The sequence below is a fragment of the Methyloceanibacter caenitepidi genome, assembly GCF_000828475.1.
Classification (GTDB): domain Bacteria; phylum Pseudomonadota; class Alphaproteobacteria; order Rhizobiales; family Methyloligellaceae; genus Methyloceanibacter; species Methyloceanibacter caenitepidi.
Window position 1 is genome coordinate 503,187 of the sequence record NZ_AP014648.1, and the last position, 22,157, is coordinate 525,343.

The following is a 22,157-nucleotide window of genomic DNA, read 5'->3' on the forward strand; positions in this document are numbered from 1 at the left end:
GACAGGGGTGTGTTCCCGATCTTCCGGCGCACGAACAGCAACGACCGTGAACATCAACATCGCCCCGTCCGTCAATATCAATTCCATCCTGCGAGATTGGGTCGAGCGGCAGCCCGCACGCCGGTTGTTCGCCTTCGTCAATTCCCGGGGCGAGACGCTCGAGGACTATGACTATGTGGGGTTCGCGGCGCGCGTAGAGACGCTCGCGGCGCGGCTTGCCGAAACGGACGGCTTGCGGCCGGGCGACCGTGTTGTCCTGACCTACCAGCCGGGGCTCGAACTGGTGGCGGCGTTGTTCGCCTGTTCGAAAGTCGGGCTGATTCCCATACCGACGCCGCCGCTGAGCGCCTTCGATTTCGTTGCCTGGGTCGGGCGGATCGACCACATCGTTGCGGACAGCGGCGCAAGTCTGTGGCTCGCCTGCGGGCGCACGCTCGAGTTTTTTGCCGATGGGCGCCAACGCTATACCGATCCGATGTCGCGCGCGGGGGCGGACAGTCTCGATGCGCTGCCCGTGGTCGAGACGACGGCGATCGAGACTGATCCGAATGCCGCGGCGCCGGAGAAGCCACACCCGATCGCCTTTCTTCAATACACGTCCGGTTCGACGAGCAATCCCAAGGGCGTCTGCGTTTCGCACCAAAACCTGATCGCGAACTGCCGTGCCGTGGTCGACTACGACAACCAGATCGCGGTGACCTGGCTGCCACAGCACCACGACATGGGGCTGATCGGCTACTACATCTACGCGGTGCTCTCGGGTGGCACCACATGGGGAATGTCGCCGCGTTCCTTCATGCAGAACCCGTCCATTTGGCTGGAACTGCTGACACGCCACAAGGCGACAGCGACCTCCGTTCCGAACTTCGCGCTGGAGCTCTGCCTCAACGAGCGCCATGTCCCACCCGCCGATCTCGATCGCTACGATCTTTCTTCGCTGCGCATGCTGATGGTCGCGGCCGAGCCCGTCTCGCCCGAAACGTTCGAGGCATTCCGGCGGAAATTCGCGCGCTGCGGTCTCAAGGACGAAGGCTTCTTCACCGCTTATGGCCTTGCGGAGTTCACGCTCGCGGTGTCGAGCCGCGGGCGCCGCGCCATCTCCGTGGATCGGCGCCGTCTGGCCCAAGGTCAGGCGTCGGTCGTCACCGAAACGACGGGCGTGAGTCATGCGCTGCCCCTCATGAGCTGCGGGCGTGCGCTCGGCGACACGGATATTCGGATCGTCGATCCCGACACCGGCATTGAGGTGCCGGATGGTCGGACCGGCGAGATCTGGTGCGCCGGCGCCGGACGCGCGATGGGCTATTGGCAGAAGCCGGAAGACAACCGCGACATCTTCGATGCTCGGTTGGTCGGCGCCGCCGGTGTTGACACGCCGTTTCTGCGCACCGGCGATATCGGCTTCATGCAGGACGGAGAACTCTTCGTCTGCGGCCGCCTTAAGGACATGATTATCATCCGTGGGCAGAATATTTACCCAGAGGATATCGAAGCGTTGGCGCTGCAAGTTTATCCCCAACTGCGCCGCAACGGCGTCGTGGCGTTCTCAAGCGGCGACGGGACGGAGACGGACATTACGCTGGTGGCCGAGATCGCGCGGGGCAACGAGATGCCGGACGAAGTCGAGATCGTCCGCGTGATCCGCGAGGGGCTCCAGGTTCCCGTGGCGCGCGTCGTATTTGTGCCGCCGCGCTCGGTCGCCCGCACGAGTTCGGGCAAGGTGCGCCGCGCCCGCACGCGCGAGTTCTTGGAAACCGGACAGATGCCGCTCCTTCTCGACACGCGCCACGCTCTGGCGGCCGCGCGGACGGACGGGAAGTCAGATGTCTATGAGCTAGAGCTGTTGAAGGACCGCTACGGCATCACCGGCGAAGAGGACTACACGCTGTTCGACGCAGGGATCGACTCGCTCGATCTCGTCGTGTTCCTGAATTGGATCAAGGACTCGCTCGTCGATCGCAATGCGCCGGAGCTGGCCGAGCGGGTTAATCCGCGCCTTCTGTCGTCGATCTCCATTCGTGATCTGTTTGCCCTTGTTCGTCAGTTCGTGACGGCGCCCGCCGCCGCCACCCGGGCCATGGCCGAGTTCTTCGCGCATGCCTATGAGGCGCGCGTCGCCGCCGAGAAGGAGAAGATGCTCGCGGATCGCAGCTATCATGCGGTCGACCGCCGCGCCGCCAACCCACCCGGCCAAAAAATCGGAACGCTGCTCACGGGCGGGACCGGCTTTCTCGGCCCGTTCCTGATCGACGCGCTCCTCAAGCAATCGGACGAGGACCTGCACGTGTTGGTGCGGGGGCGCAGCCTCGAGCAGGCTCGCGCGCGTCTGGACAAGGCCTTCCTCGAAAACATCACCGGCCCGGACAGTCGCAAGGCCTACGAGAAACGGGTTCACGTGGTCCTCGGAGATCTGGAGGCGCCGCGTCTCGGTCTCGACGAGGCGGCCTGGTCTCGCCTGGCTGACGGCGTCGATACGGTCTATCACAACGGCGCGCTGGTGAATTACCTGCTCACTTACGATCACATGCGGGCCGCGAACGTTGTCGGCACGTCCGAGGTTCTGGACCTCTGCTTTACCGGCCGCGACAAGGTGCTCAACTACCTCTCGACCACCTTCATCTTCGGCTGGGCCGTCAAGGATTTCCTCTACGAGAGCGACAATAACGACGCCATGGACCGTCTCGACTTCGGCTACAGCCAGACAAAATGGGCTGCCGAGCAGAAGGTCTTCGCCGCCATGCGGCAGGGCCTCAAGGCGCGCGTCTTCCGGCCATCGCTGGTGACGCCGGCGCTCAACGGCAACGGCGGCAACCTCGACATCGCGTTGCGCCTGCTGAGCTTCATCGTCAAGCACGGCCTCGGCGTCACCGCGGGCAATCAGGTGAGCTTCATGCCGGCCGACATCTCCGCCGACAATATGATCGCCATCGCGCGCCAAGAGGAGACGCTGGGTCAGACTTTCCATGTGGTGCGCGACCACCACGAGACCATGCCGATGATCACCGACATCATCGCGCAGCGCCTCGGTACGTGTTTCGATATGTACGACCTGAAGAGTTTCGTGCCTCAGGTCATCCGCCGCTGCACGCGGGCCGACCCGCTCTATCCGCTGCTCGATTTTCTCGTGGGGTCCGTCGACAACATCTCGCGGATGGAGTTCAAGCGTTACGAGAGCAGCAACTACCAACTCGCCCGCGACCGGGCCGCGGCTACCCATGCCGACCCGCCGCTCGACGTGGTCGTCGATGGTATCTTGCGCTTTCTGAAGGTCCGGAACCTGCTTTAGCGGCGCGCCGCTAGAATTTGGGCCCCCGCGCCTAGAGGGCTTCGCGCCAAGGCGTTGGGCGCCCTAGCGCTTCCGTTCGAAGGGCGCACCCTCCGGTGTCGTCAGCCGGATGCCGGCCGCGGTTCGGTGCAGTACAGCGCCATGGTCCGGGTAGTGCACTGTTTCTTCCGTGGCTCTCGTGCCGACGATGAGGATCGTAGCGGCGTCGCCGGAGCGATTCTCGAGGCAGTGCGCAGTCGGGACCCCGGCGCGCCAAGCTGCTGCATCGCCTGCGTTGAGCACGGTCTCGGCGTCTTCAACGAGAACGAGTTGACCTGAGATCACGTAGACGAATTCGTCCTCGTTCTCGTGCCAATGCCGGACGGACGAGCGCGAACCGGGCGGCAGCCGCTCCATCCGCACCCCAAACTGACTGAGACCCACCGTGTCGCCGAGCACGATCTCACCGTAAGATCCATGGTCCTCACCGGAAATTGCATTGATGCCGCCAGGGCTTTCAGTCCAGTTGGGCATGTCGATTTTTGGCATGTGAGTCGACGTAATTGAGTCGGGAGCCGCGCGCAAACGTGAAGACCGGCGTTAGCGACGTTCGGTTTGGCGGATGGAGAAGCCCTATGATCACCCTGTACACATTCGGTCCGGCCTTTGGCCTGCCCGACATGAGTCCCTTCGTCATGAAGGCCGAAATGCTGCTCAAGTTGGCCGGCCTCGTCTACGGCACCGATACGACCGGGTTCAGCAAGGCCCCCAAGGGCAAACTTCCCTATATCGACGACGATGGCGCGGTCGTCGCCGATTCCACGTTCATCCGGCGTCACATTGAGCAGAAGTACGGGATCGATTTCGATCGTGGCTTGGATGCCGAACAGCGCGCGATCGCGTGGGCCTTCGAGCGGATGTTCGAAGATCACGTCTACTGGGCCTTCCTGCATGCACGATGGGTGGACGACGAGAATTTCAATCGCGGGCCCCGCGTATTTTTTCAACGTCTGCCGATGCCCATGCGCCTCATCGTGCCTCGCGTTGCGCGGCGCCAGATGAAGGCACAGGTCATGGGGCAGGGCATCGGCCGTCACTCCGACGCGGAAATTGTCGAGCTAGGGACGCGCTCGCTTGATGCAGCCGCGGCGTTCCTTGGCGAAAAGACCTACATGATGGGCGAGGAGCCCGGCGGGCTGGACGCTACTGCATTCGCCTTTCTCACCCACGCACTGTGCCCGGTCTTCGAGACACCGCTGCGGACGGGCGCCGAGCGTCACGACAATGTCAAAGCCTATGTCGGTCGTATGGCCGAACGCTACTTTCCGGACTATCCCGAAATGCGTGAGTGGGCGGCATAGACCTAGCGACCGTACCGTTGGCCTGATTATCCACGGGCGCGCGGCGGACCACGCCTGTCAGCACGCCTGCCGTCACAAGACCTGAACGTTGCTGCCCTAGGGTCGGCTGGCGATCGAGTTGTGGGGGCAGTCATGGATCAGACCGTTATTGCGGAGAAGGTCAAGGACGGCGACACGCGCACCGTCCAGGACTACATCGACGAGACGCCATTCTGGGCAGACGGCACATCCGTCCCGGACGGCCCGATGAGCGGCATGCAGTGGCGGATCTGGTGGCTGTCCATTGCCGGCAAGTTTTTCGAAGGCCTGGTCGTCTTCATGACTGGGGTCGCGCTTCCCCTGCTCGCCAAGGACTGGGACCTGACAGCGGCCCAGCACGGCATGGTCGGGGCGTCGACGCTGTTCGGCATTCTCATTGGTGCGAGCGCGCTCGGCGCTCTCTCCGACTATTTCGGCCGCAAGCCGATGTTCATCTTCGAGATCGGCCTCTTCACGCTGTTTCTCGCGCTGATCGTCGTATCGCCCGGCTTCATCTGGTTCATCGTCTGCCTGTTCGGTCTCGGTCTCGCGCTTGGCTGCGACTACCCGACTGCTCATGTGATGATCTCGGAGAGCACGCCCTCGCGCATCCGCGGAAGACTTGTGCTCGGCGCGTTCGGGTTCCAAGCGGCAGGCGCTCTGGCGGGCACGGCAGTTGGCTATTTCGCGTTGAGCCTCGACCCGGACGTTGGCGCGTGGCGCTGGATGTACGGCGCGGCGCTCATTCCGGCGCTGCTCGTTTTGATCGGCCGCTTCTACGTCACCGAGAGCCCCCACTGGCTTGCGGAGATGGGACAGGACCAAAAGGCCGAGCACGAGCTCAATCGGCTGCTTCAGCGCCATCCGCCCTATCCGCCCCAGTTCAACTTACCGGCCGCGCAAGCGGAGGCGGCCGCCAGGAAGGAATCCGGATATCGCGCCTTGTTCAAGAAGAAGAACAGGCGGGCGCTCGTGCTCGCGTCGGTGCCATGGTTTCTGCAGGACCTCGGCACCTACGGCATCGGCATCTTCACGCCGACCATTCTTGCCGCCTCCTTGGGACACAAGCGCGAGCACGCGCAGAACGTCGCCGATATCGTGCACAACGATCTTCTTGCGGCGAAGGGCGCGGCGATGGTCGACGTCCTGCTTCTTATCGGTATCGCCGTTGCCGTGCTGCTGTCCGACAAAGTCGGACGGATCAAGCTTCAGGTTCTCGGCTTTATAGGGTGCGCCGCCGGTCTTTTCATCGCGGCACAGTCGGCCTTGTTCTCGGACGACGACCCGTTGAAACTGGTCCTGATCTTCGCCGGCTTCATGCTGTTCAACTTCATGACCAATCTCGGGCCGAATGCGCAGACCTATCTGATCGCGGGCGAAGTCTTCCCGACCAAGGCTAGAGCGAAGGGCGCAGGGCTGGCCGCGTCCTTCGCCAAAGTCGGTGCCTGTACCACGGCCTTTCTCTTCCCGATCCTGCTCGCCGATATCGGCACACAGGCGCTCCTCTACATTCTCGTCGGAACCTCGCTGCTCGGTGCGCTGGTCACCTGGCTATTCCGCATTGAGACCAAGGGCGTGACGCTCGACACCGTCGGTGTCGAGCTTCGTTAGGACTGCCTAGAAATAGTCCGGGATGAAGGTCTGATCCTCGAGCGGTGGCCGGACATAGTCGCCGGCCTTCGGACGCGGCGGCAGCGACGGCGGCGTCGGCGTCAGGTCGCCATACTCGATCTGGCTGAGCAGGTGCGTGATGCAGTTCAGCCGCGCGAGCTTCTTGTTGTCGGCCTTCACGACGAACCAGGGCGCTTGCTTGATATCGGTGTGCGCGAACATGTTGTCCTTCGCGCGCGAGTACTCGACCCAGCGCGAACGCGATTCCACGTCCATTGGGCTGAGCTTCCAGCTCCGGGTCCGGTCGGTCATGCGCTTTTGGAAGCGCCGCTCCTGTTCCGCATCGCTGACGGAGAACCAGTATTTGATGAGAATAATGCCAGACCGTACCAGCATGCGCTCAAATTCCGGGCAACTACGCAAGAACTCCTGGTACTCGGCGTCGGAGCAGAAACCCATGACGCGCTCCACGCCGGCGCGGTTGTACCAGCTGCGGTCGAACAGGACCATTTCGCCGGCCGCCGGCAGGTGCGGCACGTAGCGCTGGAAGTACCACGAGGATTTCTCGCGTTCCGTCGGTGTGCCGAGCGCGACGACGCGGCAGAGGCGTGGATTGAGGCTTTCCGTTATCCGCTTGATAACGCCACCTTTTCCGGCTGCGTCGCGGCCCTCGAAGATCACGACCACGCGGAGCTTCTCCGCCTTGATCCACTCTTGCATCTTCACCAGCTCCACTTGGAGCTTGGCGAGTTCCTTTTCGTAGACGTCGTTCTTGATTTTGCGTGTTTTCGCTTTGACATCGCCGACAGCGAGGTCGGCGGCGGCGAGCTCTTCATCGGACAAGTGTTTGGCCAGCTTGCCATTTTTCTTTGGCTTCTTGTCCTTCTTCGACTTCTTCTCCTCGTTCAGGATCGCATCCATGGCTATTCCCTCTCGTTCCTGGCTCTGACGTCCTGCCAACGCGGACCTTGCAGGGCCTAAAGCTTGCCGGCTGCGCCGCGGGTGGCCGTTGCCGGCCTCGATACGGCGCGTCAAGGGATTAGCGCTGCAACAAAAGTGCCATAGTCGGCTGCAGGCACCGACCCGCGGGCCAGCGGGCTAGGATGGATCGCCTTCAAGCGCGGCGTCCGGCTCCTCTGCGACAAATTCGAGGATGTCTCCGGGCTGGCAGTCCAGCGCGTCGCAGATCTTTGCGAGGGTCTCGAAGCGCACGCCTCGCACCTTGCCCGTGCGCAGCAGCGAGAGGTTCGATTCCGTGATGCCGACGAACGCGGCCAGGTCCTTCGCCTTCATCTTCCGGCGAGCAAGCATCAAGTCGAGGGTGACGACGATTGGCATGGCGGCGGGTCACACGATGGCGGCATTGTCTTCCGCCAGCAGCGCCGCCGCATGCAGAACGCGCGCGAGCCCGAGGAAGATGAGAGCGAACAGAGCGATCCAGATCTGGTGCGAGCCGATGCTGAGGACCAGGCCGTGCGCCCTGCCAGCACCGGACAAGATCGCGGACAGGGCGAGACCGCCCAGCGGGGCGGCGAAGGCCTGCGCCAGAAGGCCCAACGCAATCCGTCGCAGGTAGACAGCCGTGCGCGTCGTGAAGACCGCGCCCTGGCGGAATCGCAGAAACATCAGACGGGCCGCGTTCGTGGCGTAAAGTACGGGCGCCGAACACAGCACGAGAACGCCGAAGGCCGCAAGTCTCCAGGGAAGTGTCAGAGGGCCCGGCGCGGCTTCGAAGTCCCCAAGGATCTCCAGGCTCCGAAGTTGCTCGGAGAAGACAAAGGCGAGGACGCCGAGGCCCAGCGGGACCGAGAGCAGAACGGCGCCGAGGGCAATCTCCATCATGCGGCTGAACCGCCCGATCGATTCTAATTCGGCGCGCGGCGGCGCGGCGATGGACGTCGATGCGTCTGCCATTCTGTCGTCCTCCTGCTTCGTATTTGTCATCGGGGTCTCTCCCTCCGGCCGGAATTGCTATCGGGGGCAGGGCTTGAGCTCAAGCCGGCCGTCGGGCATGCCGGTGCGCAAGTCGACATTGCGAACCAGCGGGACAAAACTCTTTGTTTCGCTCGTCTTGAGGTAGGTGTTCACAGGAACTGGACCGGCCGGAACGGAACCAGTGCTACACGCATCGGCGGCGACGCTAACCATCAGGCTTCCTTTGGTCCCGCGTTGTTTGGCACGGAGCGCTTCCTGCCGGAGGTCGTCAAGCGCACGCGTCGCAGTCGCAGATAGGCCGTAGGCATAGAGCTGTCGGGCACCGTCGCTTTCGACATTGATCGTCGCCGCTTCCGCATCGTCGACCTCAACCAGTTCCAGCTTCCGTTCGAGCTTGGGGCCGTCGTCGCCGGAGACCGCGATCCACAGCCAGACACCGTCCGGGGCGGGACGCAGATAGGACGGCAACAGGATCGCTGCGCGAAGTACCGACAGGTCGGTGGTCTCGAAATCGATTCGCGACAGTTTCGCCATGCTTGCCACCGGCACTGTCGTGCAACCGGCGGCAAGTAGGACCACGCCTAGAAAGACGCAAAGCAGAAGTGTCGTCAGAACCTGAAAACGCATGGTGCAGCCTCGAAAAACACGCCAAGAGGTCTCCGACTTTGGCTCTCTGCGTGCTTTTCGTACTGCAGCTATAAATTACTGTCAAACAGAAATAAATTACTGTTATGCGGTAGGCATGGGGCCTAAGGCTTTGCCGCGTCGAGGCCCTTCGGGCACTCGGGGCCGAGATATTTCCCGTCGATATTCACGCCCATGCGGTGGATGGCGCCAATCGGCGGGTCGAAGGTGGTCTTCATCGTGCCGTGGTAGCGCGTCTCGAAATCTCCGGTGAAGGTTGAGCTGATGATTTGCTTGCCGTCCTGGTTGCTGCACGCGACGGTGACGATGATGCCTTCGTCGAGCGGGGTGAGTTCGGGCTCCGTGCAGTCCGACCCTTCGGGCCGGATGATGTCGTCGTTCTCGCCGATACAGACGTTGCGGGTCGTCATGCCGGACACGGGCGCCACGGTCGTGATTTCCCAGAGGCCGGCCTTGCGTTGGGGTGCCGCGACGTCGGCAGCGGCAGCGAGCGAACAGGCGGCCGAGCCCAAAACGGCTGCGAGAATGAACTGACGTACAATGAACCGACGTACCGGGAATTCCATGGGTGACCTCCGTACCGGGGCGCTCGTTGTGTCTGATAAGCGTGTGGTCGCAGACATCGGCGTGCTCGCCAACGCGGGGCGCGTGGGCATGTGCCCAAAAATGCACGTGTGCTGATCCCGGAAATCGTCGGGAAGAACTTCCCGCCTGCGGATCGCCGGCGCCGACGGACGCGGGGGCTTGCGCGGAGGGTGCCGTTTGCCCCACTCCTGCGGGCGAACTTGAACTGGAACGAATCGGATGACGACTGAGACGAAGACCGCGCCGACGCCGGCCTCGAACGGGCCGGCGCAGAAAATGGCCGTGACCGTCCTTGCGGCGATCAGCATGTGCCACATGCTCAATGACATCATTCAGTCGTTGATCTTGGCGATCTACCCGATGTTGAAGACCTCGCTTGCCCTCGACTTCGCGCAGATCGGCTTCATCACCTTCACATTTCAGGCGACCGCATCCGTGCTTCAGCCCTTTGTCGGCTACGTCACCGACCGCTACCCCACGCCCTATTCCCTCGTGGCCGGCATGGGTTCCTCGCTCGCGGGTCTGCTCTTGATCGCCTACGCGACCACCTATTCCACCGTCCTTGTCGCCGCCGCCCTCATCGGCATGGGATCGTCGGTGTTCCATCCCGAGTCCTCGCGCGTGGCGCGGCTTGCTTCCGGCGGCAAGCACGGTACCGCCCAGGCCGTGTTCCAGGTCGGCGGAAACTTTGGCACCGCGCTCGGACCGCTGCTTGCGGCCTTCATCGTGCTGCCCTATGGGCAGCACTCGATCGCCTGGTTCTCCGTGGTGGCGCTGGTGGGCATGGTGATCTTGGGCGGCGTCGGCGCGTGGTACGGCAAGGCGCTCAAGATCCGCCCGATCTCGCACCCGGAGGAGCGCGAGGCGATCGCCGCGCTCGGGCGGCGCAAGGTGGCCAAGGCGATCGTGATCCTCATCACGCTCACGTTCTCGAAGCACTTCTATCTGGCCTCGATCGCAAGCTTCTACATCTTCTATCTGGTGCACACGTTCGACCTGTCGGTGCAGTCCGCCCAGCTTTACCTGTTCCTGTTCTTGGGAGCGGTCGCGGCGGGCACGGTCATCGGCGGTCCCATCGGCGATCGCATCGGACGGCGACGCGTGATCTGGTGGTCCATTCTCGGCGTGTTGCCTTTCACCCTGGCGCTGCCCCATGTAGGCCTGTTCGCGACCGCGGTTCTGAGCGTGATCATCGGCTTGATCCTCGCTTCGGCCCATCCCGCAATCATCGTCTATGCCCAAAGCCTGTTGCCGGGCCGCGTAGGCATGGTCGCAGGCCTTTTCTTCGGCTTGGCTTTCGGGATTGCAGGCATTGGAGCGGCGCTTCTCGGCCGGTTGGCGGATGCGACGAGCATCACGTTCGTCTACAACGTCTGCGCGTTTCTTCCTGCTATTGGGCTGCTCGCGGCATTCCTGCCAGAAATGTCGAACCCGCGGCAAGAGCCCGCTCAGGACAAGCGGCCGCGTGCCGCCGGTTCACCCCAAACTTGACAAGTTAATGACACCGTCCGGTGTCACCTCTTGGTCAATTGTTCAGCGCACGTCTTTGTTTTGTCTTGGCCGGCTGATCCAAGAGCGCCGGATTAACGTTAATGAGACGTTGCTTTGCTGCGGGACATCGCCGGGGTCCGGAAATTCGAGACTCTGCAGGCGGTTAACGGTAAAATGCTGAGTGTTGGCGCCGATGCTGAGGCTGAGTTCGGCGCCCCGTCTACGAGTTCTGCGTAACGTACCGGGCGGCGGTGGGCGCGGTCATTTTTGACCCGCAGGAACCCCTTGCCCGGATGTCAGTTGTACTGAGGTTCAGTGATTTCTGGGGGTAAGAGATGCGTGATATTCGCGGGGACCTACAAGACCGCGCTGGCTTCCTAGAGGAGCAGATCAGCGCGGCACAAGCGCAATTTGAAAAGAGGATGGAGCTGTTCACGCGCGAGCATGAGTCGAAGATCGCCGATCTTCAGGCCGAGCTCGAGGCGGTCAGCATGCTCATGGAGCGCGAGTACCGTCGCATCATGAGCGCGCCGGATGTTGCGGAGGAGCGCCGTCAGGCGCCGCCTCAGCCGGCACCCGAGCACGCCCCGGTCGCATCCACGCGTGAAGCGTATGAGGAGTCCGAATACCTGGACGACGAGCCTGAGTATCTTCCCGAGGACGAGCCCTACCGCAGGACCGCCGCCGCGGATCCGGCCCGGCATGCGGCGCCCGCCGAAGAGGCAAGACCCGTCCGGCGGGAGCCCGAGCCGCGCTACGCGCCGCGCCCGGCAGCCCACGCCGAGGACGATCATCGGCAGCACGCTGTAGCGGAAGCGCAGCCACAGCGGCCGATTCCCATGGAGCGTCCGGCAGCGGAACAGCGTCCGGTCGAGGCAGCGCCCTACCGGCCTACCGCCCGTGCACCCGAGCCGCGTCAGGAAGCGCCGCGTCAAGAGGCTCCCCGTCAGGAGCCCGTACGTCGGGAAGCACCTCGGCAAGAGGCGCCACGCCAAGAGGCGCCTCGCCAAGAGCCTTCACGGCGCGAGGAGCAGCCCCGGCACTACGAGCCGGTACAGCGGGACCGCGGTCCGGCGCAGCGTCAGCCTCTTGCGGACTTCCTGATCCGCAAGCTCGGTGAAGCCGGCAACATGAGCCTGGACGATTTGTGCGGCGTCGCCATCCGCGAGGGGTACTTCGCCGAAGGCGACAACCCGGACCGGACGGTGCACATGACGCTCATGAATGTCGTCAAGGCGGGCTTCATCCGGCAGATGCCGAATGGAACCTTCGCACCGGCATCCGTCATGGACACGATCAGGCTGCGGCGCGCGATCTAGCGCCGCCGTCTCATTCGGTGGGCCGTCCGCGCAGCAACTCGACGACGTCGCTTCGGATCTTGTCTTCCGTATAGCGCGCCAGTTCCTTGCGATCGGCGAAGTCGTCAAGCGGCACGGGCGGTCCAATCCGAATATTGGCCTCAAGTGGCCCCAGCCCCAGCAGCCGCCAAGCGTGGCTCGCCATGTCCATGTCGCCATACCAGGCGACTTGCGGCCGGCCGCGGCGGCCGAGCGGCAGCCCATAGACCTTCGTATATGCCAGCGCCAAGGTCTGAACGGAGACATCGGACTCCGTCGTTTCGCTCCCGGGCGGCTTCACAGCCGCGAACAGCGCCGAGCGGAAGGGCAGCACGCCGTTGCCGTCGCTGGACGTACCTTCCGCGAAGAACACGACATGGTCGCCCGCCTCGAGCCGGTCGAGAATTTCGTTCGCCTTTGTGCCCGTCTGCGTGCGCCGCTCGCGGTCCACGAAGACCGAGCGCTGCAGCTTCGCCAGCCATTTCACGAAGGGCCAGGTCGAGACCTCCTGCTTTGCCACGAACGAGACCGGCGCCACGGCGGACAACACGGTAATGTCGAGCCAAGACACGTGATTCGAAACGACGAGGACGCCGTTCTGGCGCGCGAGTTCGCCATCCACATGGATGCGGACGCCGACGATTCGGCAAACTTGACGGTGATACCAATGCGGGAAGGTGCGGGCGAAGCGCGATCGTGTCCGGACGAAAAGGTGCTGCAAGGGCATCAAGGGAAGGGTGAAGGCGAAGAAGGTCGCCAGCACGAAGAATGCGCGCGCATTTTTCATCGGTCAGCAGCGAAGCGAGCGGGTATCAGCGAAGTCGAGGGGCTCAATGCATCAATAGCAGGTGCGGTTCCCATAGCGCGTGATGCAGATCCCGCGCAAGGCGGAGTCTTTGGCCCGCACCGGCAGCGGCCGGGTCCTGCACTCAGTGCGGATGTCGCCACCACCGAAATCGAACGTGTCGCAGACCTCGCGGCTTCCGGTATCGATGAGATAGAGGTCCAGCTCGGATGGGAAGGCCACATTCACAGGGGCCGCGCCGGGCGCCCGCTTTGCGGTGGCAGGGTTGCGATCGGTCGTCTGGCTTTCGACCGGCGCCGCGCTCGGGGCCGAATTCGTTTGCGGTTTGGGCGGGGCTTCCGCGTCGAGCGAGATCGCGTGCTCCGCAAAGGCGAGTGAGGTCAGCAGCATCAACGCCGTCGCTAAAAATACGCGCAAACCCATCACGCACCCCTTCATCCCGTTAACCTTTCGTTAACGTTGTCCCGGGGCGCGCCGGAAGTCAAACATTGCACGCGGCAAGCGCGCGCCGCCTAGGTCTCGTCCTTGGCCTTCCGGGGTTTGAGCGGCTTGCCGAAAAGCTCGAGACGATGGCCTGTCAGCCGGAACCCGAGTTCGGCCGCGACGCGTTCTTGCAGGCGCTCGATGTCTTCGTTGGTGAACTCGATGACCTCGCCGGTGGTCACGTCGATGAGGTGGTCGTGGTGCTCGTGGTCGCCCGGCTCGTAGCGCGCGCGGCCATCGCCGAAATCGCGCCGCTCCACGATGCCCTCGTCCTCAAGGAGTCGAACCGTGCGATACACGGTCGACAGGGAAATGCGCGGATCGCGCTCCGCCACGCGCCGGTGGACTTCCTCGACAGCCGGGTGGTCGTCTGCCTCGGACAGGACTTGCGCGATGATGCGCCGCTGCCCGGTCATCCGCAGGCCCCGCTCGGCGCAAAGGCGCTCCAACCTGCTCTCACGCCTGGGCTGTTTGGGCATGGCTCTCGTCGGGCGCGACGTGTTCGGCGCTTGGCCCATGCTCAGCGCCGCCACGGCTCGGGTTGTTCGCGACATAACGCATCATCGTGGCGTGGGTCTCAAAGGGCAAGAACGAAGATCACGCCCGAAGATCGAAGCGCAAGATGGCGGCGTTGCCGCCGCTCTCGTAGTAGCCGGGCCGGCGCCCGACCGCTACGGCTCCAAGCCCGCGGTAGAGCGCAAGCGCGGGCGCATTGGCCTCGTCCACCTCCAAGAAAAGCGAGCTGATTTGGTTTTCCTTGAGGGCCGCGACCGCGTGCCGGAGGAGCGCGCGGCCGACGCCGCGCTTCCTCGATCCGGCCTCCACGCCGATCGTGAGCAACTCCGCTTCGTCGCCGGCCGCGCGAGCGACCAAGAAGCCGGCGGGCCGCGCTTCCGCGCCAACCGTTGCCAGCAGGCACAGCGTAGAAGGGCCGGCGATAAACTGCGTCATCGCCGCCTCGTCCCAGGCGCGCTGCCGTTGAGGCTGTGCGCCTGTGTTGAAGCAGGTCTTGTGGAGGGCGGCAAAGAGCAGGGCATCGAAGGGCGTGGCCTGCCGAATTTCAATGTCCGCGGCGTCTTCGTGCCCGGTCACGGCCGCCGCTCCAGAGCCGTATTCTGGGGCTTTGCATCCGGGGGGCGTAGATAGAGCGGCCGCAGGACAGGGTCGCGCTCATCGCTTTCGGCGGCAAGCTCGGCGAGCGCCAACGCGCCGGGCTGCAGGCGGGGCAAAACGGGCGTCAATTCCCGGTTTTTCGCCGCTGCAGCCTCAGCCAGCAGTGCCGCGCCGCTCCCGACAGCAAGTGTGAGAGCGCCGGGCAGAAGCACCGCGGCGTCCTCGGGGCCGAGAAGGGCCGGGCCGTTGAGGCGCGCACCATCGGGTCCGAAGAGGCCGAAATAAAGCATGCCGCGCCGCGCATCGGCGGCGACCGCGAACGGGCCGTCCGGGGCAAGTCCTTCCCGAACCGCTCTTCGCGCCATCACCGTGAGACTGTCGGTACCGAAGAGGGCGCCCCCGCAGGTGAGAGCGAGCCCGCGCGCGGCCGCAATGGCTATGCGCACGCCCGTGAAGCTGCCGGGTCCTTGCGTGGCGGCGATCGTATCGATGTCGTCAGGCGCGAGGCCGGCCTCGGAAAGAACGCCCTCGACCATCGGCATCAGCGCCTCGGCGTGACCGCGCTGCATCTCGGCTTCGCGCAGCACCTCGGTCCGCGCCGATGGGCTGGTTCGCAGCACGGCAGCCGAGCAGACTCCCATGCTCGTATCGAGCGCCAAAATGTTCATGAGGTGGTCTTAGAGGATGCGGGCGACTTGGTCGAAGTCGAATCGCGGCGACCGGGGACGCAGTGCCGAGCTGTCGCCATAGCCGAGATTGCAAAGGAAGTTCGATTTGACGTTCGTGCCGTCGAAAAAGGCCGCGTCGACGCCGGCCGGGTCGAAGCCCGACATGGGGCCGCAGTCGAGCCCCAGAGCCCGTGCGGCCATAATGAGATAGGCGCCCTGCAGCGTTCCGTTGCGGAAGGCGGTCTCGGCGATTTTCTCGGGTTTACCCGTGAACCAACTCTTCGCGTCCGTATGCGGAAACAGCTTGGGCAGGTGTTCGTGAAACTCGAGGTCGTGGCCGATGATCGCGCAGACCGGGGCCTGCATGGTCTTCTCCCGATTGCCGTCCGACAGGAACGGCTTCAGCCGTTCCTTGGCTTCGGGGGACTTCACGAAAACAAATCGAGCGGGGCTACAGTTCGCGCTGGTCGGCCCCAGCAAGACAAGCGACACCAGCTCGCGCAGCAGCGCGTCGGGCACATCCCGGTCCTGCCAGGCATTGTGCGTGCGCGCCTCGTGAAAAAGCTGTGCGAAGGATCCGTCTGGGAGGCGGTCCGTCAAATCGGGCGGACTTCCTGCACTTCGGGAATGAAGTGCCGCAACAAGTTCTCGATGCCGTGTCGCAGCGTCGCCGTGGAACTCGGGCAGCCGGAGCAGGCGCCGCGCATGTGCAGGTAGACGACACCGTCGCGATAGCCCTGGAAGGTGATGTCGCCGCCATCCTGGGCCACGGCGGGCCGGACCCGCGTATCGAGCAGTTCCTTGATGGTCTTGACCGTGTCCTCGTCCTCGGGCTCGAAGAACTCTTCGCCACCCGGCTGGACCTCATCCGCCTCGTCCACGGTGGCTTCGCCGGACAGGTAATGCTCCATGATCGCGCCGAGGATGGCGGGCTTCAAATGTGGCCACTCGCCATCGCTCTTGGTCACGCTGATGAAGTCGGAGCCGAGAAACACGCTGGAGACCCCGTCGATCTCGAACAGCCGCGAGGCAAGCGGTGACGCTTCGCCCTCGTCGCCGGCGCGGAACTCCACCGCGTCGTGATCGCCGAGGACGGTTCGTCCAGGTAGAAATTTCAGGGTCGCCGGATTTGGCGTCGCCTCGGTCTGGATAAACATGACAGGCCCTTCTGTGAGACGAGTCTCATGCGAGTCTTAGAATTATTCTATATTTGTGCCCACGGCGCCCCGAAGTCAAGGCGGCGGGGGCCAGAGGGGCGGCTTCTCCAGCGCCTTTTTGGCCTCAAGCCAGCGCTAGAATCTCCTCTGTCGACAGGTGTCCCGGAACCACCGTGATCGGCGTCGGGAAGACACCAGCGAGCCGGCCACCCGCGAGGCTCGAGACCAACGGGCCGGGGCCGGAGGGGTCCTTCGACGCGCCGAGAACCAGAACGCCGATATCGGGATCTTCCTCGATCAGCTTGGTGATTTCCTCCGATTTCGAGCCTTCTCGCACGATCTCTTCAGGGTCCAGATCCTCGAAGCCTAAGCTCTTGAGTTTGCGCCCGAAAAGGCGAAAAACGGCCTTCGCCTTGTTGAGCCCCTCCTCGCGCGCGATCTCCTCGACACCGAGCCAGTGCATGGCACCGTCTTCGGGCTCGATGACGTAGAGGAGCGCGAGTTGGCCTTTGGTGCGCTCGGCGCGGCTTGCGGCAAAGGCAAGCGCGCTCTCGCATTCCGGGGTTTCGTCGACAACGACCAGAAACTTGCGCTTGTGGCCCTTGAGATAGATCTGGCGCTTCTGGGGGCGCCGCGCCGGCTTGGACTTCTTGTCTTCTGATTTTTCGCTCATTGTGCCGCAAAGGTGCCCGTTGGTAGCTTGGGCGCGCATGCTGCCACCTCCGGATGGACGCAACAAGCCAGTTCTGAGCGGCGCACCTGAGCGCTCAGGCAAGGTCGATGGCAAAACGTTTGAGGTCTTCGAGCTCCACGAGCTCGAGCGTCGCCTCGTGTGTCGCGCCAAGGATGACGCGCGGCGCCTTGCCGGCCTCGAAGGCCTCGAGCCAGCGGGCTGCGCACAGGCACCAACGGTCTCCCGGCTTCAGGCCCGGAAAGCCGAAGTCCGGAACGGGCGTGGAAAGATCGTTTCCACGTGCCTTGGAAAACGTCAGGAACGCCTCGGTCACCTCGACACAGACAGTGTGCAGCCCGGCATCCTCGGGGCCGGTATGGCAGCAGCCCGTCCGGTAGAACCCCGTGAGCGGCCGGTCCGAACACGGCTTGAGGGGGTCCCCAAAGACGTTTCTTTGACCTTCGAATGGATTCGAGCGCCTCTGCAACATGGCCGGGAGTGTGCCCGAAAGAAGCGATCTGCGCAAAGACGGCGCGCCGCCACGACGCCGCCGGTCAGCGGATGGGATTGCGCTCGGGCATCTGCATCGAGACTTTCTTGGGCTTCTCGCCCAAGGCCCTGGCGAGCTCTTCCTTTGAGAGGACCGGCACGCCGGGCCCTGCGTCCTTGCTGGTCGCGGCCTTGACGGCGATTTCAGGTAGCTCGTCGCCCACTTTGAGCGGCTCCACGCCGCCCGATGTCAAAACGGTCTGACAGTCTTTCGGCAGATCCCCGAGTTTGCCGCGATTCTTCCGGTCGGAAACGCTGGGGCGGCGCCGGATCGGGTCCAAGGGGCTGAAGCCGTGGTCTGTCGCCCACTTGGCGGAGATCTTCAGCTTCTTGTCCCAATACACGAAAGCCTTGTCGTCGCAGCCGATATCGCCCGAGACCGGCGCCTGGCTGTCGCACCCGGACATGCCCCGCGGGCAGTTCAGGCGGACATGAAAATGGTAGTGGTGATTCCACCAGGGCCGGACCTTTGCCAGCCACGACTTGTCCTTGCCGGCAACGTCCGCGCGCGCACACAGTGCTTTCTTGATCGCCGGGTGGACAAAGATTCGCCCGACCTGCGGGTAGGACGCCGCGCGCCGAATGAGTTTGATCTGCAGATCCGTGAAGACTTCCGGATCGACGGTGAAGGGGTCCTTCAGCATCGAGACGGCCGTCATCTCCTCCCGCTCTTCCTGCGTCAGCACACGGTCTGGCATGGGCGTCAGCCAAATGTCTGCATCCAAACCAATCTGATGGCTGGTATGGCCGGTGAGCATGGGCCCGCCGCGGGGCTGAGATAGATCGCCGACCAGGAGCCCCGGCCAGCCGTCGAGAGCATGCGCGTCGCTGGCGAGCCGCTCCATATAGTCGATGAGCTGCGGCGCTCCCCAATTGCGGTTCCGCGATACGCGCATCACTTGCCAGTCCGGACCGTTGATAGGCAGCGAGACCCCCCCGGAGAGACAGCCCTTGGTGTAGCCGCCGATTGACCGAGCGGCCAGCGGGGCAGGCTCTGCCACCGATCCGAACAGATCGTTGGCTGGGGCTAGCTTCGCCGGAGGAATATCCTTTGGCGGATCGGGCCGGCGCAACGGAAGTTCCATCGGGACGTCCGCCTGAGCCGACACGTCCTCTTCGCCCGTAGCGCCGTCGGCTGGTTGGGCCTCGTTTAGCGCGTTGTCTTGCTGAGACGTCGCAGCGTCTGGCGGCGCGACGTGCTGCGGCCGCACGGCCGCTTGCGGCGAGGCGACCTCCGCCACGGCGACCCCGGTCATCAGGATAATAAGTGGTAGGCCGATGATCAGCCTACGCATTGTCCTCCAGCCACATGACATGTGCCCCGCCAGCTGACGACGATGAAAGCGAAAGCTTAACACAATCAAGATCAATAGTAGGAGCCCCTTGAGGGTGCCGATTCGCCAAAGACTTCCGACCCAGCAGCACCGTGCGCGCCGTTCAGGAGATGTTCAGTCCATGGCGATAGACTGACAAGTGAGAGGTTTGAGGGCTTGCGCGCGTCAGCGCCGCCGATCCTGAGCGTGAGTTGAGCTACGGAGGAGACACAACAAATGCGTCGTTTCTTGGTCCTGATCGCGATCCTGGGCGCTGCAGCGTTCCTGCCCGCATCGGCCGTTGCCGGCGTCGTGGCGCAGATCGACCTGTCGAGCCAGCGGATGCACGTCTATGTCGACGGCAAGCCTGCCTATACGTGGAAGGTCTCGACCGCGCGGCCGGGGTACCGGACGCCGACGGGGACGTACAAGCCCTATAATCTTGTCAGGTACCATCGCTCGACGATCTACAACGGCTCGCCGATGCCCTACTCGATTTTCTTCAAAGGCGGCTACGCGATCCACGGCTCATACGAGACAAAGCATTTGGGCCGGCCCGCTTCGCATGGCTGCGTGCGGCTGCACCCGTCCAATGCCGCGCGGCTTTACGCGCTCGTTCAAAGATACGGCAAGAGCAACACCACGATCCGCATCACCCGTTAAGGGTGCCCGGGCCGGACGTTCGTCACACGCCGCCAGCAGCATGAACTTTGTACGAACGCCTTGACCGGGCCCCGCCCGCGCAGGACGCTTCAGGGAAAATTGGAAAGACCGGTATTGGAGGAACGCATGTGTGATTGCCCCGAACACGCAACGCTGTCGCGCCGCACAGTTGTCGCCGGCGCGGGAACGCTGCTGGCAGCCGGTATGCTCCCACGCCGAAGCGCGCAAGCCGAAGACGCGCAAGCCCAAGACAAGGCACAGACGCCACCGCCCAATGCGATCCCACCTGAGGAGGCGCTCGAACGGCTGAAGGCAGGTAACGCCCGGTATATGGCTGGCGATGCGAAGGAAAGAGACTTCTCGGTGGAGCGCGCCGCCCGCGTTAAAGCCCAACATCCAATCGCCGGCATCCTTGCGTGCGCCGACAGCCGCGTCCCGCCGGAGATCATCTTCGACCAAGGCCCCGGCGATTTGTTCATCTCGCGCGATGCGGGCAATGTCGTGAGTAACTATGGGCTTGCCAGCTTCGAGTTCGCGGTAACGAGCCTTCGCATTCCGCTGATATTCGTCCTGGGGCACACGGGGTGCGGTGCCGTGCTGACAGCGCTCAGCGCCTCTATGCAGCGCAAGGAACTGCCGGGCCATTTGCCCGAGCTGGTCAAGGCTATTCAGCCCGCCGTCATCACCGCCCACGGCAAACACCCAGGCGACTATCTGGCGGCGTCGATCGAAGAGAACGTGCGTCTCGGCATGAAGCGGCTGAAGACCCAATCGGACATCATCGGCGAGGCCGTCGCGGCCGGAAAGCTGAAGATCGCCGGCGGGGTCTACGACCTCGAAACGGGCACCGTAAACTTGGTCTAACGGGGAACATCATGGAAGACGTGCTTGAGCGTTGGCGGTCGGAAAAGACTGCGGCCTACCTGTCTACCGCCGTCGCGGCCAACGAGCCCGATCCCAGGCGCGCCAAACTCTTCCGCAAGATGGCCGAGGCGGCTGAAGCGCAGGCCGCGATCCTCGCCAAGGACATCACGCAGGTTCCGAGTTTCACACCGTCGGTGCGGTCGCGCATTATGGTCTTTCTCCTGGGCATCTTGCCGCCACGCGCCATGCGCAATGTCCTGTCCGCGCACAAGGTGCGAGGCATCTCCGTTTATCGCGGCAGGACCGAGGAGCCGAAGGACGAAAAGACCGACGGCGGCGGGCATCCCTGGCCGACGTCCGTCGACGACATCGGACGTCAGCACAAGAACTACACCAGCGGAACGCTGCGCGCTGGCGTGTTCGGCGTGAACGACGGGCTTGTCTCCAACACGTGCCTCGTCATGGGCGTGGCCGGCGCAGGCGTGGGGCCGAGCGAGATTCTGCTGACCGGCATTGCCGGGCTGCTTGCAGGCGCGTTCTCGATGGGCGCCGGCGAGTTCATCTCGATGCTGTCGCAACGGGAAATGTTCGAACATCAAATCGCGCAGGAGAGGGACGAGCTCGAACGCTATCCCGATCAGGAAGCCGAAGAGCTTGCGCTCATCTACGAAGCGCGCGGCATTCCCCTCAACGAAGCGCGCGATATGGCCAAGCATCTAATTGCGAATCCGGAAAAGGCCCTCGATGCCTTGACCCGCGAAGAACTGGGGCTCAATCCCGACGAACTCGGCTCTCCCATGGGTGCGGCCGTCTCGTCCTTTCTCACCTTCAGCGTCGGCGCGTGCGTACCGCTCGTGCCGTACCTCCTCGGCTACGAGAAGGAAGGCATCGTCATCGCCGCGGTGCTGGCGGGGATCGCGCTGTTCGGCGTGGGCTCTGCGCTCAGCCTCTTCTCGGGGAAGAACGCGATCGTCGGCGGCGCGCGCATGCTCGTCGTCGGCTCGCTGGCGGCGGCGGCGACCTACTTCATTGGCTCTCTTCTCGGCGCGAACGTCGCCTGATCCACCGCCGATCGTCGGCTTCGCGTCCCTTCTCCATTGCCGGCATTCGCGGTAAAATCAGCAGCATCTCGACTTCGTTTTCAAAAATTCGTTTCGGGAGCTGGGTATGAGTAAACATCTGATACTTGCGGCCGCCGTCGTTGCGGCTTTCGTCGCGCCGGACGTCTTCGCCGCCGACGCCGAGAACGGGAAACAGCTGTATGCGACCTGCGCGGCCTGTCACGGACCGGCCGGAGCTGGCAACGAGGCGCTCGGTGCACCGCCGATTGCCGGCATGCCGGCCTGGTACACAGTCCGGCAGCTGAACAACTTCAAGACCGGCATACGGGGAGCCGACCCCAAGGACACCCATGGCCAGCAGATGGCGCCCATGGCCAAGATGCTGGGCACGGATGAGGACGTCGCGGACGTGGCGGCCTATATCGAGACGCTCCAATAGAGCGGGATGGACCGCCGGCGCCTGACACGACCTGCATGAAACCTGGAGACGGGACCGCATATCGCGGCCCCGCCCTGTTCATTCAGGAGCTTGTTTTCTTGAGCGCGTTGCCGGTCCGCCG

25 protein-coding genes are annotated in these 22,157 nt (G+C 63.8%); 9 read left to right on the forward strand and 16 right to left on the reverse strand.

Annotated elements, in window-relative coordinates; all coding sequences use genetic code 11:
* Positions 1-46: 46 nt before the first annotated feature.
* Positions 47-3,286: an AMP-binding protein gene (locus tag GL4_RS02330; RefSeq protein WP_052464056.1), complete on the forward strand. Its 3,240-nt coding sequence runs from the start codon at positions 47-49 to the stop codon at positions 3,284-3,286.
* Positions 3,287-3,349: 63 nt separating this feature from the next.
* On the opposite strand, the gene GL4_RS02335 is transcribed toward GL4_RS02330, so the two are convergent.
* Positions 3,350-3,799, reverse strand: coding sequence for a cupin domain-containing protein (locus tag GL4_RS02335; protein ID WP_045369274.1), 450 nt, complete (start codon positions 3,797-3,799; stop codon positions 3,350-3,352).
* A gap of 101 nt (positions 3,800-3,900) precedes the next feature.
* Here GL4_RS02335 and GL4_RS02340 point away from each other — a divergent pair, with 101 nt between their 5' ends.
* Both GL4_RS02340 and GL4_RS02345 read left to right on the forward strand, forming a co-directional pair.
* Positions 3,901-4,626, forward strand: a complete 726-nt coding sequence (locus tag GL4_RS02340) for a glutathione S-transferase family protein (protein ID WP_045364118.1) — start codon at positions 3,901-3,903, stop codon at positions 4,624-4,626.
* Positions 4,627-4,758: 132 nt separating this feature from the next.
* The gene (locus GL4_RS02345) at positions 4,759-6,255 is read left to right on the forward strand and encodes an MFS transporter (protein WP_045364121.1); all 1,497 of its coding nucleotides are present in this window, start codon (positions 4,759-4,761) and stop codon (positions 6,253-6,255) included.
* Positions 6,256-6,261: 6 nt separating this feature from the next.
* On the opposite strand, the gene ppk2 is transcribed toward GL4_RS02345, so the two are convergent.
* From ppk2 to GL4_RS17685, 5 genes are all read right to left on the reverse strand, one after another.
* The gene (gene ppk2, locus GL4_RS02350) at positions 6,262-7,176 is read right to left on the reverse strand and encodes a polyphosphate kinase 2 (RefSeq protein ID WP_045364124.1); all 915 of its coding nucleotides are present in this window, start codon (positions 7,174-7,176) and stop codon (positions 6,262-6,264) included.
* Positions 7,177-7,353: 177 nt separating this feature from the next.
* Positions 7,354-7,593, reverse strand: a complete 240-nt coding sequence (locus GL4_RS02355; RefSeq protein ID WP_045364126.1) for a helix-turn-helix domain-containing protein — start codon at positions 7,591-7,593, stop codon at positions 7,354-7,356.
* A 9-nt stretch (positions 7,594-7,602) separates the two neighbouring features.
* A complete protein-coding gene (locus GL4_RS16500) occupies positions 7,603-8,199 on the reverse strand; it encodes a DUF2975 domain-containing protein (protein WP_052464058.1) in 597 nt (198 codons plus the stop codon).
* Between the two features lie 27 nt (positions 8,200-8,226).
* Positions 8,227-8,817, reverse strand: a complete 591-nt coding sequence (locus GL4_RS02365; RefSeq protein ID WP_045364129.1) for a hypothetical protein — start codon at positions 8,815-8,817, stop codon at positions 8,227-8,229.
* Positions 8,818-8,939: 122 nt separating this feature from the next.
* Positions 8,940-9,401 carry a DUF3617 domain-containing protein gene (locus GL4_RS17685; RefSeq protein ID WP_052464059.1) on the reverse strand — a complete coding sequence of 154 codons (462 nt, stop codon included), beginning with the start codon at positions 9,399-9,401 and terminating at the stop codon, positions 8,940-8,942.
* Between the two features lie 238 nt (positions 9,402-9,639).
* Between GL4_RS17685 and GL4_RS02375 the strand changes: the two genes are divergently transcribed.
* Both GL4_RS02375 and GL4_RS02380 read left to right on the forward strand, forming a co-directional pair.
* A complete protein-coding gene (locus GL4_RS02375) occupies positions 9,640-10,911 on the forward strand; it encodes an MFS transporter (RefSeq protein ID WP_052464060.1) in 1,272 nt (423 codons plus the stop codon).
* Positions 10,912-11,333: 422 nt separating this feature from the next.
* The gene (locus tag GL4_RS02380; protein WP_045364131.1) at positions 11,334-12,230 is read left to right on the forward strand and encodes a hypothetical protein; all 897 of its coding nucleotides are present in this window, start codon (positions 11,334-11,336) and stop codon (positions 12,228-12,230) included.
* A gap of 10 nt (positions 12,231-12,240) precedes the next feature.
* On the opposite strand, the gene olsA is transcribed toward GL4_RS02380, so the two are convergent.
* The 10 genes from olsA to mepA form a co-directional block, all read right to left on the reverse strand.
* Complete coding sequence (olsA, locus tag GL4_RS02385) at positions 12,241-13,035, reverse strand: lyso-ornithine lipid O-acyltransferase (protein WP_045364134.1); 795 nt, start codon at positions 13,033-13,035, stop codon at positions 12,241-12,243.
* A 51-nt stretch (positions 13,036-13,086) separates the two neighbouring features.
* Positions 13,087-13,476 (reverse strand): hypothetical protein, encoded by a 390-nt coding sequence (locus tag GL4_RS02390; RefSeq protein ID WP_156137354.1) that lies wholly within the window; start codon positions 13,474-13,476, stop codon positions 13,087-13,089.
* 89 nt (positions 13,477-13,565) lie between these two features.
* Positions 13,566-14,015, reverse strand: a complete 450-nt coding sequence (locus tag GL4_RS02395) for a Fur family transcriptional regulator (protein ID WP_045369280.1) — start codon at positions 14,013-14,015, stop codon at positions 13,566-13,568.
* 118 nt (positions 14,016-14,133) lie between these two features.
* On the reverse strand, positions 14,134-14,628 hold the full coding sequence (locus GL4_RS02400; RefSeq protein ID WP_052464061.1) for a GNAT family N-acetyltransferase: 495 nt from the start codon (positions 14,626-14,628) through the stop codon (positions 14,134-14,136).
* Positions 14,625-15,317, reverse strand: a complete 693-nt coding sequence (tsaB, locus tag GL4_RS02405; protein ID WP_045364140.1) for a tRNA (adenosine(37)-N6)-threonylcarbamoyltransferase complex dimerization subunit type 1 TsaB — start codon at positions 15,315-15,317, stop codon at positions 14,625-14,627. The genes GL4_RS02400 and tsaB overlap by 4 nt, the downstream gene beginning before the upstream one ends.
* A gap of 9 nt (positions 15,318-15,326) precedes the next feature.
* On the reverse strand, positions 15,327-15,917 hold the full coding sequence (locus tag GL4_RS02410) for a malonic semialdehyde reductase (RefSeq protein WP_045364143.1): 591 nt from the start codon (positions 15,915-15,917) through the stop codon (positions 15,327-15,329).
* Positions 15,914-16,474 (reverse strand): NifU family protein, encoded by a 561-nt coding sequence (locus GL4_RS02415; protein WP_045364146.1) that lies wholly within the window; start codon positions 16,472-16,474, stop codon positions 15,914-15,916. The genes GL4_RS02410 and GL4_RS02415 overlap by 4 nt, the downstream gene beginning before the upstream one ends.
* 124 nt (positions 16,475-16,598) lie before the next feature.
* Positions 16,599-17,147 carry a universal stress protein gene (locus GL4_RS02420; protein WP_045364149.1) on the reverse strand — a complete coding sequence of 183 codons (549 nt, stop codon included), beginning with the start codon at positions 17,145-17,147 and terminating at the stop codon, positions 16,599-16,601.
* Between the two features lie 94 nt (positions 17,148-17,241).
* On the reverse strand, positions 17,242-17,637 hold the full coding sequence (locus GL4_RS02425; protein ID WP_045364152.1) for a DUF2237 family protein: 396 nt from the start codon (positions 17,635-17,637) through the stop codon (positions 17,242-17,244).
* A gap of 64 nt (positions 17,638-17,701) precedes the next feature.
* The gene (mepA, locus tag GL4_RS16505; protein ID WP_244462665.1) at positions 17,702-18,991 is read right to left on the reverse strand and encodes a penicillin-insensitive murein endopeptidase; all 1,290 of its coding nucleotides are present in this window, start codon (positions 18,989-18,991) and stop codon (positions 17,702-17,704) included.
* Between the two features lie 255 nt (positions 18,992-19,246).
* Here mepA and GL4_RS02435 point away from each other — a divergent pair, with 255 nt between their 5' ends.
* The 4 genes from GL4_RS02435 to GL4_RS02450 all read left to right on the forward strand — a co-directional run bounded on the left by GL4_RS02435 (position 19,247) and on the right by GL4_RS02450 (position 22,036).
* Complete coding sequence (locus GL4_RS02435) at positions 19,247-19,672, forward strand: L,D-transpeptidase (RefSeq protein WP_045364154.1); 426 nt, start codon at positions 19,247-19,249, stop codon at positions 19,670-19,672.
* Between the two features lie 126 nt (positions 19,673-19,798).
* Entirely contained in the window at positions 19,799-20,536 is a 738-nt protein-coding gene (locus GL4_RS02440) for a carbonic anhydrase (protein WP_052464063.1), read from the forward strand.
* 11 nt (positions 20,537-20,547) lie between these two features.
* Entirely contained in the window at positions 20,548-21,597 is a 1,050-nt protein-coding gene (locus GL4_RS02445; protein WP_045364156.1) for a VIT1/CCC1 transporter family protein, read from the forward strand.
* A 106-nt stretch (positions 21,598-21,703) separates the two neighbouring features.
* Complete coding sequence (locus tag GL4_RS02450; protein WP_052464064.1) at positions 21,704-22,036, forward strand: c-type cytochrome; 333 nt, start codon at positions 21,704-21,706, stop codon at positions 22,034-22,036.
* The last annotated feature ends 121 nt before the right edge of the window (positions 22,037-22,157 follow it).

Coding starts and splice junctions, on each gene's coding strand:
- GL4_RS02345 (WP_045364121.1), top strand. CDS start 4,759: ATGGATCAGACCGTTATTGCGGAGAAGGTCAAGGACGGCGACACGCGC.
- GL4_RS02435 (WP_045364154.1), top strand. CDS start 19,247: ATGCGTCGTTTCTTGGTCCTGATCGCGATCCTGGGCGCTGCAGCGTTC.
- GL4_RS02415 (WP_045364146.1), bottom strand. CDS start 16,474: ATGTTTATCCAGACCGAGGCGACGCCAAATCCGGCGACCCTGAAATTT.
- olsA (WP_045364134.1), bottom strand. CDS start 13,035: ATGAAAAATGCGCGCGCATTCTTCGTGCTGGCGACCTTCTTCGCCTTC.
- GL4_RS02440 (WP_052464063.1), top strand. CDS start 19,799: ATGTGTGATTGCCCCGAACACGCAACGCTGTCGCGCCGCACAGTTGTC.
- GL4_RS02445 (WP_045364156.1), top strand. CDS start 20,548: ATGGAAGACGTGCTTGAGCGTTGGCGGTCGGAAAAGACTGCGGCCTAC.
- GL4_RS02395 (WP_045369280.1), bottom strand. CDS start 14,015: ATGCCCAAACAGCCCAGGCGTGAGAGCAGGTTGGAGCGCCTTTGCGCC.
- mepA (WP_244462665.1), bottom strand. CDS start 18,991: ATGCGTAGGCTGATCATCGGCCTACCACTTATTATCCTGATGACCGGG.
- GL4_RS16500 (WP_052464058.1), bottom strand. CDS start 8,199: ATGACAAATACGAAGCAGGAGGACGACAGAATGGCAGACGCATCGACG.
- GL4_RS02375 (WP_052464060.1), top strand. CDS start 9,640: ATGACGACTGAGACGAAGACCGCGCCGACGCCGGCCTCGAACGGGCCG.
- GL4_RS02340 (WP_045364118.1), top strand. CDS start 3,901: ATGATCACCCTGTACACATTCGGTCCGGCCTTTGGCCTGCCCGACATG.
- GL4_RS02380 (WP_045364131.1), top strand. CDS start 11,334: ATGGAGCTGTTCACGCGCGAGCATGAGTCGAAGATCGCCGATCTTCAG.
- GL4_RS02425 (WP_045364152.1), bottom strand. CDS start 17,637: ATGTTGCAGAGGCGCTCGAATCCATTCGAAGGTCAAAGAAACGTCTTT.
- GL4_RS17685 (WP_052464059.1), bottom strand. CDS start 9,401: ATGGAATTCCCGGTACGTCGGTTCATTGTACGTCAGTTCATTCTCGCA.
- GL4_RS02335 (WP_045369274.1), bottom strand. CDS start 3,799: ATGCCCAACTGGACTGAAAGCCCTGGCGGCATCAATGCAATTTCCGGT.
- GL4_RS02390 (WP_156137354.1), bottom strand. CDS start 13,476: ATGGGTTTGCGCGTATTTTTAGCGACGGCGTTGATGCTGCTGACCTCA.
- GL4_RS02365 (WP_045364129.1), bottom strand. CDS start 8,817: ATGCGTTTTCAGGTTCTGACGACACTTCTGCTTTGCGTCTTTCTAGGC.
- GL4_RS02450 (WP_052464064.1), top strand. CDS start 21,704: ATGAGTAAACATCTGATACTTGCGGCCGCCGTCGTTGCGGCTTTCGTC.
- tsaB (WP_045364140.1), bottom strand. CDS start 15,317: ATGAACATTTTGGCGCTCGATACGAGCATGGGAGTCTGCTCGGCTGCC.
- GL4_RS02420 (WP_045364149.1), bottom strand. CDS start 17,147: ATGAGCGAAAAATCAGAAGACAAGAAGTCCAAGCCGGCGCGGCGCCCC.
- GL4_RS02355 (WP_045364126.1), bottom strand. CDS start 7,593: ATGCCAATCGTCGTCACCCTCGACTTGATGCTTGCTCGCCGGAAGATG.
- ppk2 (WP_045364124.1), bottom strand. CDS start 7,176: ATGGATGCGATCCTGAACGAGGAGAAGAAGTCGAAGAAGGACAAGAAG.